Source organism: Bradyrhizobium sp. CW1, from assembly GCF_023100665.1.
Classification (GTDB): domain Bacteria; phylum Pseudomonadota; class Alphaproteobacteria; order Rhizobiales; family Xanthobacteraceae; genus Bradyrhizobium; species Bradyrhizobium canariense_D.
Genome location: NZ_CP064684.1, coordinates 1,251,838 through 1,263,847, shown reverse-complemented (window position 1 = coordinate 1,263,847; position 12,010 = coordinate 1,251,838). Strand labels below are relative to the sequence as shown.

Here is a 12,010-nt window from a genome sequence, read left to right as displayed (position 1 = left end):
GACAGAAAGCCGGCGGCAACGCCGGCTTTTTTGTTTGGACGCAACTCTCGCCGTCATGCCACGCGAAGGCGGGGCATCCAGTACGCCGCGGCGCTTGTTGCAAGAGCGAGGTCTCCAATGCAGGCCTCCGGAATACTGGATCGCCCGGCTAAACCGGGCGATGACAGCGGGGTTGTGGCTCTGCCTTGAACCCGCGCTGCCGGTCGACCGACCAAAAGCATCGGGCCGACAGCATCAAGAGAACGGACACGCACCGTGTCGATCATCCTGCAATCCACCGTCGGCGGTTTCTCCGCCCAGTTCATGCGGAAGCTGCCGCTGGTCGAGCAGGCGATGCGCGACCACGGGCTCGAGCCGTCGGAGTTCGTGATCTCGAAGGACTACGCCTCGACCGCGACGATCCCGCTGATGGGTCCGTTCTTCTTCAACTACAGCGTCTACTTCGGCGACGAGACATTCACCGTCACCGAGCCGAACGACATGGTGTTCCTGGACTACTTCTTCAAACGCGTGCTGGCGGCGGATGACCCGCCGGAACTGCCGCGGCGGCCGGGCTTGATCCGGCGGCTGTTCGGCTGGATGTCGCAACCGGTGTAGCTCGTCACTCCCCCCAAACCCGCGCCAGCGTCGCGAGCCAGCAGCCTTCGCAATAGCGGGCGTCCTTGTAGTCGATCCAGTTGTGCGCATAGACGCGGTCGAGCGGGATGCCGTAGCGCGCGCGCAGGATCTGGACGAGGATCTTCCACGCCGCGACCTGCGCCGCGGTCGGGCCCGTCGTGACGTCGGGATAGTTGCCGGCGAACTCGACGCCGATCGAATTGTCGCGCACCACCTGGCGATAGGTCGGCTTGTTGTCGATGTACTTGTTGTCGTTGCGGTTGGCACCATCGCCGTGGGTCGGCACCAGGTTTTCCGCGACCGCCCAATAGACGGTGCCGTCGGTCTCGACCCACAATGTGACGCCGCGACGCGTGGGGTTCTTCGCTTGCACCTCGGCACCGCCCCGCGCCGAGCCGGCCGGTCCCTCGGTCTGGTGCACGATGATGTTGCGCCACGGTTTTGCGTTGCCGACGTCACCCCATGGCGCCAGCCACACCATCTTCAGGCCGGGAATGTCGGGCGTGCCGGAGGCGCGCGCGAGCTTTGCGAGCTCGGCGTCGGTCGCAGCGGCAGGTGCGATCAGAGTGAGAGCGGCGAGAACGGCCGCGAGCAGGCGAGAGATCATCATGCGGGTCCAATGCGGACCTGACGTTAGCACGCCCTTACGCGAATTTGCGCAAGGCCTCGCCTGGACCGATCGGGTCAGGCATGAGCGGCGGCGCCGGATCGTGGACGGCAAAGTCGTTCTTGCCGTTCTTCTTGGCCGCATAGAGCGCGTGGTCGGCATGCGCGATCAGGCGGTCCGGAAACTGGCCGACGCCGCGGTCCCACTGCGCTACCCCGATCGAGATCGCGATCGGAATGTCGACGCCGGTGCAGGTGACGGCATCCTGGCGGCAGACCTCGAGCACGCGGCGGGCGATCGCAGCCGCCTCGCGCAAGGTCGACGAGGGCAGCACGACGCAGAATTCGTCGCCGCCGGTGCGGGCGAGCATGTCGCCGGGCCTCAAGCGCGTCTGCGCCATCAGGGTGAAGTGCTGGAGGCAGGCATCGCCCGCGGCATGGCCATGGGTGTCGTTGATGGTCTTGAAGCCGTCGAGATCGATGACCAGCAGCGAGAACGGCTCGCTGCTGCGCTCCGAGCGGGCGCATTCTTCGCTCAGCCGCTGCAACAAATGCCGCCGGTTGGCGACGCCGGTGAGATCGTCGAGTAGCGCGAGGTCGGCGACCTCGTTGCGCAAGCTGTCCATCGCCATCAGCAGGAAGCCGAAATTGAGCGTCATGGACAGGAACAGGAGACCCAGCACCATGACGCCATGAGCCTGGCCGCCGGCGCTTGCCGAGAAATCGCCGCCGAGCAGATTGCCCACCGTGCGGACGACGAGGATCGCGATAATGGCGAGGATGACGATGCCGGACAGCCGGGCGCCCGGACTGACGCGGCCTTCCGGCGGCGACAGCAACAGACGCAGCGCCAGCACCAGCGGCACGGCCTGACCGAGCGTGTAGCAGAGCATGCGCAGCTGCATGTTGTCGAAGCCGACCACGAAGAACACGACGCCGGCGAGGCTTAAGCCTGCTGTTGCGATCATGACGCGCCATGAGACGGGCCGGTGATAGAAGCGTTGAATGCCCATGGCGGCAAGGCAGCTCGCCGCGATGACGCCGGCAGCGCCAAGCAGGAGCGGCAACGGAGACGCGACGAACAGGCGCAGCAGGGCCGTCATCGCGCCGGTCGCGCCGATAAAGGACGATGCCATCCAGAACCGCGCGGCCGCGAATTTCGGATAGGTGCGCATCACGTAGGCCCAGATCAGGCCGAGCGCCAGGAAGTTGACGACGAACACGGTCCAGAGTGTCGGCACGTTCAGCATGGCGCACGCGGCGCGCGCAGCGTCGCGCCCTCCGTCCCTGCCAGCTGACCGTCCATGATCCCGTCCCCGTTTTCTTTGGGGGGACAATGCCGCCGCCGCGCTTAACGGAGTCTCACTGCGATCCGCGAAAGCATGACTTTGGTTTTGGATTCATGAACGGCTGGCGCATTGTCGGATCGTTAGGCATGCCGGCGATGCGGATTCGTGAGCTAAAATCACCCGAAAATGCATCTGAGCTGTGGATAACGCGATGACACGGATGTGACAGCGCGGGGCAGAAGCGCGCGAATCTGCTGAGCTTGTCATCGAGGATGTTGCGAGGCTGGCCCTCCGCCGAGCATCCCTCGTGTCGCGTTTCACCATTAACCCTGAAGAGGATCCTATGGCTAAGAAAGCGAAGAAGGCGAAGAAGGCGACGAAGAAGAAGGCCAAGAAGGCAGCGAAGAAGAAGTAGCGAGGCTTCTTATTCTTTGCCCGGGTGGAGCACGCTCCGCCCGGGCGTCGGGTGGGAGTTCTGAGTTGGAAGATGGCGGGCGCAAGGCCCGCTTTTTTGTTGGCTGGAGAAGCTATCGCTCCGCGAACGCCAGCTTGGCGCCGAGCGCGGCGAAGCCGGCGGCAAAACTCCGGCGCAGCCAGGCCATGACACGCGGGCGGGAGATGACGCGCTCGCGCACCGATGCCGCACAGAGGCCGTAGACCACGAACACCGCAAACGTCATCGCCATGAAGGCGCCGCTCAATTGCAGCATTCGCGCCAGCACATGGGCTTCGTCCGCGGCGATGAACTGCGGCAGGAAAGCCAGGAAGAAGATCGACAGCTTCGGATTGAGGATGTTGATCAGGAAGCCGGTCACGATCACCCGACCGACCGAACGCTCGCGGATCTCGCCGTCGACTGCCAGCGCCCCGGTCTCGCGCAGCGCCTGCCAGGACATGTAGAGCAGATAGGCGACACCGCACCATTTCAGCGCGGCGAAGGCGAGCGCGCTGGTGTGGAGCACGGCGGCGAGCCCCAGCATCGCGGCCGTCATGTGCGGCACGATTCCGAGGGTGCAGCCGAAGGCAGCGGCGATGCTCGCGCGCGAGCCGCGGGTCAGCGCGGCCGCCAGCGTGTAGAGCACGCCGGTGCCGGGCGAGGCGACGACGATCAGCGAGGTGAGCAGGAAGGACAAGGTCATGGACCGACCTTATCACCGCGCCGCGGACCACGAAAGCCGGCCTGCCGGATCGACCCTCAGGACAGCTGCGCGATCTCGGCCTCGCGGAGCACGTCGAGCGGCGCCCATGGCTTGGCCCAGAACTTCGCGCCGTTCGGCAAGGCCTGCATCAAGGGCCGGCCGGAGGTGACGACGACGTCGAGCTTCGGGTTGCGGTCCTTGGCGACATGCGCGAGCTCGACGCCGTTCATGCGGCCGGCAAGCTGAACGTCGGTCATCATCAGGCAGAGCGCGCCGGCGCTCTTCTCCAGCACAAGCTCGGCCGCCTCGGCGCTCTCGCATTGAATGACGTCGTAGCCGCTTTCTTCGAGAAGAAGACTGAGCATCTCCCTCTGCATGAGGTCGTCTTCCACGATCAGTGCGGTGGCTCGAAACGGCTTTGCTTGTCCCATCGGCGGCTCCCAATGCTGCCTGTCTTCATCAAGTAACGTAGGTTAAGGTGGGAACCGCCATGCGGTTCGGTTCCAATATGAAAAAATGTAAATCATAGTTCCGCTCAAGTGGCTCGACGGGGGAATCATCATGACTGCAATCCGCGGCGCCGCCGCTATCACCGGAGCGGCAAGCGGCATCGGCCGCGCACTGGCGATCGAGCTTGCACGGCGCGGCTGCGATCTCGCGCTCGCCGATCGCGACGAGCCCGGGCTGAAGACGCTCGCGGCCGAGATCGGCGCCGCAAGCAAGCTCAGCCTGCATCGCGTCGATGTCAGCAAGCCCGACGACATCGCGCAATTCGCGCGTGAGGCGGCCACCGCGCATCCCGCACTTGGCATCGTCGTCAACAATGCCGGCGTTGCACTGATGGGATCGTTCGAGGAGATCGACCAGGCGCAGATGGACTGGCTGTTCGACATCAATTTCTGGGGCGTGGTGCACGGCACGCGCGCCTTCCTGCCGCATCTGAAGACGCTGGGCGAGGCACACATCGTCAATTTGTCCTCGATCTTCGGCATCATCGCCCCGCCGGGACAGTCGGCCTATGCCGCGGCGAAATTCGCGGTGCGCGGCTTTTCCGAGAGCGTGCGGCACGAGCTGGCCATGGCGGGCAGCCCTGTCAGGCTGTCGGTCGTGCATCCTGGCGGCGTCGCCACCGCCATCGCCCGCAACTCGCGCACCGGGGTCGGCGTCACCGACAACGCACGCCGGTCGCAATCGATCGAGCGGTTCGAGAACGCGGCAAGGACCACGCCCCGGGACGCCGCGCTGCGCATCATCAAGGGCATCGAGAGAAACGAGCCGCGCATCCTGATCGGCAACGACGCCCGCTTCATGGATCTCCTGCAGCGCTTCCGCCCGGCAACGTACTGGGCGCCGTTGCAGCGCAAGCTGGAGAGGATGGCGAAGGGGACGGAGTGAGGGGCGCCGTCGAATTAAACCGTCGTCCTGGCGAGCGTTCACGGACCTCTCCGTTGTCACTCCCCGCGAAGGCGGGGAATCCAGTACGCCGCAGCCTCTCCGTATTCTCGCGCGGTCTCTGGAATACTGGATCGCCCGCCTTCGCGGGCGATGACACCAAGTATGTGCGCGAGTGCTCCGTCTCTTTGGCTCCCCTCACTGCCCCGCCAGCCGATCGGCAAAATACCCGATCGTCTTGCGATAGATCACCGCCCTGTTCCATTCGCGCATGGCCTCGAAATTGGCGGTGCCTTCGCCGTAGGGCTGGCCCATCTTGAAGCCGCTGGTGTGGAGCAGGTTCGCGGTCGAGGCGAGCACGTCGGGGACGCTGTGGCGGAGATCGACGTGGCCGTCGCCGTCGAAATCGACGCCGTACTTGATGTAGGAGGACGGCAGGAACTGGGTCTGGCCGATCTCGCCGGCATAGGCGCCGATCAGGTCGCGCAGCGGCAGGTCACCGCGCTGCACGATCTTCAGCGCCGCGAGCAGCTCGCCCTGGAATAGCTCGGTGCGGCGGCAGTCATGCGCGAGCGTCGCCAGCGTGCGGACCACCGGCAGCTTGCCGATGTCGCCCTTGCCGAAATCGCTCTCCAGCCCCCAGATCGCAACCAGGATATAGCGGGGCACGCCGAACTGCTGCTCGATGCGTGAGAGCAGCGCGGCATGGCGCTGCAACAGCGCCTTGCCGCCATTGATGCGGCCGGGGCCGACGCGGGTCGAGACATACTGCTCGAAGCTCTTGTTGAAGGTGTAGCGCTGGCGCCGGTCGAAGGCGAGCACCGCGCCGTCCTGCTGCACGCCGCTGAGCGCCGCGCTGGTCACGCTCGCCGAGACGCCGGCGGCCTGCGCTTCCGAGGCCATGCTGGCGACAAAGCTGTTGAAGTCGCCGCCGCAGCGCGCGGCTTGCGCCGATCCGCCGGCCAGACAGGCGATGAAGGCGATGGCCAAGGCGTATTTCGACATTCGGATAAATCCTACAGGGAATGGGCGGGAGAGCGGCGCGCGATCATGCCCGGGAACCAGATTCGCGTCAAAGCGGCAAATCCTCACCAGAACCAATCGCATCCTGGCTCGACGAATGAAGTCCGATGTCGCGACCACTGCATATCTCATGCGCTCGCTGCGGCATCGCAGCGCCAGCGATTTGCCTTGCCATGGCATGGCGCCGGTTATAACATTCTATTCTAGGTTGTCGCCCCGCCAGCCCCGGGCGACGCTGAAGACCAAAATAAACGGCGGGCTTCGCGGCCCGCCGTTTGTTGAGGCAAGGGTGAGGCAAGGATCTCCTAAGGAGCGCATCGGGTTTTACGAAGCGTTGGACTCTTCCGCCCGACATCGAGGCGCCTCGTAAATGGGTTCGTCGATCGATCGCGCAGCTGGTTCTGCCGCTGCAGGGTCCGCGCCCAGCCACCGGAAACCTGCCAAAGTCATTTGACTATGGCCCCCTGATCGACGAAAAGCCGGCCATGGCCAAAAAACCCGGAACCAATCCCAAGGGCGAATTCGCCTTTTTCAACGTCTTCTATGAAGACGGCTCACAACGCTCCAACCGGCGCGTGCCCGCCGAATTGCTCGGCGGCCTCGACGGCGACGAGCCGGCCCGCGCCTATATCATGGAGCAGGACCGCGAGATCGCCGAAAAATCCGGCCGCCCGGCGCTTGAGATCAAGAACCTCGAGCGGGTCGGCGCGAAGAAGAAGTAGGTCAATCCAGGCAGGCGCTCACCAGCGTCCGCTCCGCCTGTTCCAGGCAAACAGCAGATCGGCAAACCGGTCATAGAAGAACCGGGTGAACGGCAGCGCCACGCGATTTCCGAACAACCCCGCAAGCCACCCCTCCCTCGGCGTCAGCCTCCACAGCGCAATCGCGACATCCGCGCCGACGATGAGTTGGCCGGCCTCATCGGTCGCATGCAGGCGGCGCCTGATGTCGCCGAGCGTGGCGCCAAAGCACGCCAGCGCCTCGGGCTGCTCGTTGATATCCCTGAATTCGATCCTACCCGCGCGCACCAGCGCCAACAGCTTGTTGCGCTGCCAGTCGATGCCGGCATTGCAGACAGGGCAACGGGTGTTGTACCAGACGGTGAGGTGAGCCGGCATCATCAAAGCATAGATGTCGATCCTTGCGACGTCGAGGCTGGAGCCATCCACCCGGAATTCCAGAATCGATGCGCCTCTCTGGTCGGGTGTATATTCGATTGGAAAAGCATGAGCCTCTATTGGGCTGAACGCTGTCGAAGTAGGCGTGAACGAAAACGGCGGGCTTTCGCCCGCCGTTCTTGTTTCAACAGACCACCAAGTGGCGGCGTTTGAACTAGTTATCCAGGAACGACCGCAGCTTCCTTGACCTTGACGGATGCTTCAACTTTCGCAGCGCCTTCGCCTCGATCTGTCGAATACGCTCTCTCGTCACCGAGAACTGCTGGCCGACTTCTTCCAGCGTGTGGTCGGTGTTCATGCCGATGCCGAAGCGCATGCGCAGCACGCGTTCTTCGCGCGGGGTGAGCGAGGCCAGCACGCGCGTGGTGGTCTCGCGCAGGTTGGACTGGATCGCGGCGTCGATCGGCAGGATCGCGTTCTTGTCCTCGATGAAATCGCCGAGGTGTGAATCCTCTTCGTCACCGACGGGCGTCTCCAGCGACAACGGCTCCTTGGCGATCTTGAGGACTTTTCGGACTTTCTCCAGCGGCATGCCGAGCTTCTCGGCCAATTCCTCAGGAGTGGGCTCGCGGCCGATCTCGTTGAGCATCTGGCGCGAGGTGCGCACGATCTTGTTGATCGTCTCGATCATGTGCACGGGGATGCGGATGGTACGCGCCTGGTCGGCGATCGAGCGGGTGATCGCCTGCCGGATCCACCACGTGGCGTAGGTCGAGAACTTGTAGCCGCGGCGATACTCGAACTTGTCGACCGCCTTCATCAGGCCGATGTTGCCTTCCTGGATCAGGTCGAGGAACTGCAGGCCGCGATTGGTGTATTTCTTGGCGATCGAGATCACGAGACGGAGGTTGGCTTCCACCATCTCCTTCTTGGCCTGGCGGGCTTCGCGCTCGCCCTTCTGCACCGAGTGCACGATCTTGCGGAACTCGATGATCTCCAAGCCGGTCAGCGCAGCTAACTGATGCACCTCGTGGCGGAGGTCCTTGATGCGGTCCTTCTCGTGATGGACGAAGTTCTTCCAGCCCTTGGCCGACAGCTTCGAGACACGGTTGAGCCAGCGCGGATCGAGCTCCGAGCCGGTGTAGTTGCGCAGGAAGTCTTCGCGCGCGACGCCATGGCTGTCGGCAAGGCGCATCAGGCGGCCCTCATGCGAGACGAGGCGCTTGTTGATGTCGTAGAGCTGCTCGACGAGACTGTCGATACGCGCCTGGTTCAGGCGCAGCGACTTCACCTCGACGATGATCTCGTCCTTGAGCTTGCGGTATTTGCGCTCTTGGTGCGGCGAGAGCGAGGGCCCGTGCGAGGTGCTCTCGAGCTGGTTCTGGATGTCCTGCTCTTGCAGCTTGCGCAGCTTCTTGTAGCTGTCGGCGATCTTGTCGAAGATCTCGACGACCTTCGGCTTGAGCTCGGCCTCGATCGCCGCAAGCGACATCTGGTTCTCGAACTCGTCGTCCTCGTCCATGTCGGCTTCGGCGGCGGATTCCGCCGGATCCTTCGCGGCGTCGCCGACATTGCCGGGCGCAGGCGCGGCGCGGAACGGGGTCGGCGCCGGCGGTGCGGCCGGCGGCGCGACATGCGCGGGCGCGGCGCCGGTGGCCTGGCCGCCTTCGGCCGTCGCTTCACCGGTCTCGCCGTTCGGACCGGCGATCATCGCATTGTTCATGCCGGCCTTGGCATCGGGCCCGGCATAGGTGGCTTCGAGATCGATGATGTCACGAAGAAAGATTTTTCCTTCGTTGAGCTCGTCGCGCCAGATGATGATGGCCTGGAAGGTCAGCGGGCTTTCGCACAGACCTGCGATCATCGCCTCGCGGCCGGCCTCGATGCGCTTCGCAATCGCAATTTCGCCTTCGCGCGACAGCAGCTCGACGGTGCCCATCTCGCGCAGATACATGCGCACGGGATCGTCGGTGCGCTCGCCCGGCTCGCTCTTCTTGACCTCGGTGACGGCCTTCTGGGTGACTTCGACGAGCTCGTTGTCGGTCTCGTCCTCGCCGCCCTCGTCCTTGTCCTCCTCGCCTTCGCTATCGTCGGCTTCGGTGACGTTGATGCCCATGTCCGAGAGCATGGACATGATGTCCTCGATCTGCTCGGGAGAGGTCTGGTCGGACGGCAAAACTTCGTTGAGCTGATCGAAGGTCACGAAGCCGCGCTTCTTGGCCTGCTTGATCATCTTCTTCACGGCCGCGTCGGACAGATCGAGCAACGGCGAGGGCGCGTCCTGGGAGTCCTTCTCCGGCGCGTCCGCTGCCTTGTCGTCTTTTTCCTTGTCCTTCGCCTGCAGCGTCTTTGCCTTGGTGGCCATCCATTGCTCCTAAACGCGTTTCACACAGACGTTCGCCGCGCCCGCGCAAAATCACTTGAACCTGTTGCTCGATGCTCTCGCTTCGTCAGATCTCGACACGGAAAGGGCGGCGCGGACCTCTTGTCGCCACCCCCGACCTTTCACTCGCCGGATTTGCCTAACGCTTCGTAGAGCCTCTTTGTCGCAGCGGATACAGGTGTAGTGCCAACAGCAATTGCGCGGATTCATTCCTGACGCGTCTGTTCTGCCTGCGGCCGCCTGGTGGCCAAAGTGCTACAAGACCGTTAAGCCTCGATTAACCCTGTTTTTGCCGCCAAACCTCGGATTTGGCGAGTCTTTTAGCGGTTCCGGTCCCGGCCGTCCGCATGATTCTTTCATCACACGCTCTTCTGGAACCGGCCCGACAGCTCGCCAAAACCCTCGATCAGGGCCTCGGTGCCGTCGACTTCGCCTATCCGAGCCTTGACGTCGCGCAGCCACGCCATGTTGGCCTCGCTGGGATCATCCCCCAAGGCCAGCTCGGCGTCTTTCAGCTCTCTAAGTAGTGAATGGTACTGCCGATGCAAGGCGACCAGCTGATGCCAGGTGGAGAGAACGTCGTCCCGTGCGGCGCCCTCACGGGCGCCCCACACCGCCGCGGTCGTGATACCGCTCTCAACCCTTTGAAGAGCCTGCGAAAATCCGCCCTTCTCGAGATCGCTGCGCATCTTCTCGGCGAGCTCGCCGGGGTCCGGCGAATGGTGATGGTCGTTGGCAAAGGCGGCGATGATGCCGGCCCGGAGCTTATGGACCTCGGGATGGGCGAGCTCCAGGGCCGCGACTTCCTCGAGATGATCGTGCAGCAGCCAGGGGTGATTGATCAGGATTTGCAGGATCAGGGCCTCCCGGCGGGAGATGGCGCTGCGCTGGCCGCGCATGATCGGGCTTGCCGCGAGCTGCGCGCTCGCCGCCTGGTAGGGTCCGGAGGGCAGCTGGATGGGCCCGGGTGGGCCGCGGCGGCCTCCAAATCCCTGACCGCCGAATCGATTCGCGCCTCCCCCACCGCGGGGCTGGAACTGACGGCCGGCCGAGCCGGGGCGGAAATTGCCACGGCCGCCGCCGAAGCCGCCGCGTGCGCCTTCGGGGGCAAAGGCGCGCTGAAGCCGCTCGGCAAGATCCTGCCGGTAATAGCGCCGCACCACCTCGTCGCGGATGCCGTTGGAGAGCTCCTTGATGCGCGCCTCTAGCGCGGCGCGGCGCTCGGGCGTGGCGAAATTGCCGCCTTCGAGCTCGCGCGACCAGATCATCTCGGCGAGCGGACGCGCCGCCGCGATCACCTCCTCGATCGCGCCACGACCGCCGGAGCGCACGAGATCGTCGGGGTCCTGCCCTTCCGGCAGCAGGGCGAAGCGCAGACTCTTGCCGGGCGCGAGGAAGGGTAAGGCGAGATCCGCGGCACGATAAGCGGCTTTCTGGCCGGCGCGGTCGCCGTCGAAGCAGAGGATCGGCTCGTCCGCCATTTTCCAGAGCAGCGCGAGCTGGTTTTCAGTGAGCGCGGTGCCGAGCGGCGCCACGCTGCCGGCAAAGCCCGCGGTGACCATGGCGATGACGTCGACATAGCCTTCGACCACGATGAGGGGGCTGCCGTCATGGGTGGCTTTGCGCGCGGTCTGGTGGTTGTACAGATTGTCGCCCTTGTGGAAGAGCGGCGTCTCCGGCGAGTTCAGGTACTTGGCCGGAACGTCCTTCTCCAGCGCGCGCCCGCCGAAGGCGATGACGCGGCCGCGCAGATCCATGATCGGAAACATCACGCGATCGCGGAAGCGATCATAGGGCACCGGGATGTCGTTGCCGGCCACCAGCATGCCGGTTTCGACCATGTCGTCGACGGAGACGCCGAGCTTGCCGAGATGCTCTTTCAGCGCAAAGCGATCAGGTGGCGCATAGCCCAGCCGAAACTGCAATTGCGTCGCCGGCGAGATCGCGCGGTCGGCGAGATAGCCGCGCGCCTTGGCGCCGACGCGCGAGGCCAGCGTCTCGGCAAAGAACTTGGCGGCGAGATCCATGACGTCATGCAGCGAGCGGCGCCGCTGCTCCTGACGCGCTGCATCCGGCGTCACCGCTGGCAGCGGCAGGCCCGCCATATTGGCGAGCCGCTCCACGGCCTCCGCGAACGGCAGGCCGTCGGTCTCCATCATGAAGCTGATGATGTCGCCGTGCTTGCCGGAGGAGAAGTCGTGGTAAAAGCCCTTCTGGTCGTTGACGTAGAAGGACGGCGTCTTTTCCTGCTGGAACGGCGACAGCCCCTTCCACTCTCGCCCCGCCTTCTTCAGTTTGACGCGCTTGCCCACGACTTCGGAGACCGAAAGCCGGGCCCGAAGCTCGTCGAGGAATTGGGGCGTGAAGCGCATCAGGTTGATTTCTGGGGTGAGTCGGGCGTTTTGCCAACGAATAGGCATATAAGGATGCCCCCGGGAAATA

At 64.4% G+C, this 12,010-nt stretch carries 11 protein-coding genes; 3 read left to right on the top strand and 8 right to left on the bottom strand.

What is annotated here, in order from left to right:
* Positions 1-255: 255 nt before the first annotated feature.
* The gene (locus tag IVB54_RS06095) at positions 256-597 is read left to right on the top strand and encodes a hypothetical protein (protein ID WP_027520274.1); all 342 of its coding nucleotides are present in this window, start codon (positions 256-258) and stop codon (positions 595-597) included.
* 4 nt (positions 598-601) lie between these two features.
* Here IVB54_RS06095 and IVB54_RS06090 read toward each other — a convergent pair whose 3' ends face one another.
* From IVB54_RS06090 to IVB54_RS06075, 4 genes are all read right to left on the bottom strand, one after another.
* Complete coding sequence (locus IVB54_RS06090) at positions 602-1,228, bottom strand: peptidoglycan recognition family protein (RefSeq protein WP_247296157.1); 627 nt, start codon at positions 1,226-1,228, stop codon at positions 602-604.
* A 34-nt stretch (positions 1,229-1,262) separates the two neighbouring features.
* A complete protein-coding gene (locus tag IVB54_RS06085) occupies positions 1,263-2,474 on the bottom strand; it encodes a GGDEF domain-containing protein (protein ID WP_247296158.1) in 1,212 nt (403 codons plus the stop codon).
* Positions 2,475-3,040: 566 nt separating this feature from the next.
* The gene (locus tag IVB54_RS06080) at positions 3,041-3,652 is read right to left on the bottom strand and encodes a LysE family translocator (protein WP_247296161.1); all 612 of its coding nucleotides are present in this window, start codon (positions 3,650-3,652) and stop codon (positions 3,041-3,043) included.
* A 56-nt stretch (positions 3,653-3,708) separates the two neighbouring features.
* Positions 3,709-4,083 (bottom strand): response regulator, encoded by a 375-nt coding sequence (locus IVB54_RS06075; protein ID WP_018453620.1) that lies wholly within the window; start codon positions 4,081-4,083, stop codon positions 3,709-3,711.
* Positions 4,084-4,213: 130 nt separating this feature from the next.
* On the opposite strand from IVB54_RS06075, the gene IVB54_RS06070 reads away from it, so the two are divergent.
* The gene (locus IVB54_RS06070; RefSeq protein WP_247361002.1) at positions 4,214-5,047 is read left to right on the top strand and encodes an SDR family oxidoreductase; all 834 of its coding nucleotides are present in this window, start codon (positions 4,214-4,216) and stop codon (positions 5,045-5,047) included.
* A gap of 195 nt (positions 5,048-5,242) precedes the next feature.
* On the opposite strand, the gene IVB54_RS06065 is transcribed toward IVB54_RS06070, so the two are convergent.
* The gene (locus IVB54_RS06065) at positions 5,243-6,049 is read right to left on the bottom strand and encodes a lytic murein transglycosylase (RefSeq protein WP_085360517.1); all 807 of its coding nucleotides are present in this window, start codon (positions 6,047-6,049) and stop codon (positions 5,243-5,245) included.
* A 503-nt stretch (positions 6,050-6,552) separates the two neighbouring features.
* Between IVB54_RS06065 and IVB54_RS06060 the strand changes: the two genes are divergently transcribed.
* Positions 6,553-6,789: a hypothetical protein gene (locus tag IVB54_RS06060; RefSeq protein WP_007614643.1), complete on the top strand. Its 237-nt coding sequence runs from the start codon at positions 6,553-6,555 to the stop codon at positions 6,787-6,789.
* 18 nt (positions 6,790-6,807) lie between these two features.
* Here IVB54_RS06060 and IVB54_RS06055 read toward each other — a convergent pair whose 3' ends face one another.
* The 3 genes from IVB54_RS06055 to dnaG all read right to left on the bottom strand — a co-directional run bounded on the left by IVB54_RS06055 (position 6,808) and on the right by dnaG (position 11,940).
* Positions 6,808-7,185 (bottom strand): DCC1-like thiol-disulfide oxidoreductase family protein, encoded by a 378-nt coding sequence (locus IVB54_RS06055; protein ID WP_247296247.1) that lies wholly within the window; start codon positions 7,183-7,185, stop codon positions 6,808-6,810.
* Positions 7,186-7,399: 214 nt separating this feature from the next.
* A complete protein-coding gene (rpoD, locus tag IVB54_RS06050; protein WP_247296166.1) occupies positions 7,400-9,550 on the bottom strand; it encodes an RNA polymerase sigma factor RpoD in 2,151 nt (716 codons plus the stop codon).
* Positions 9,551-9,927: 377 nt separating this feature from the next.
* Positions 9,928-11,940, bottom strand: coding sequence for a DNA primase (gene dnaG / locus IVB54_RS06045; protein ID WP_247296168.1), 2,013 nt, complete (start codon positions 11,938-11,940; stop codon positions 9,928-9,930).
* Between the last annotated feature and the right edge of the window lie 70 nt (positions 11,941-12,010).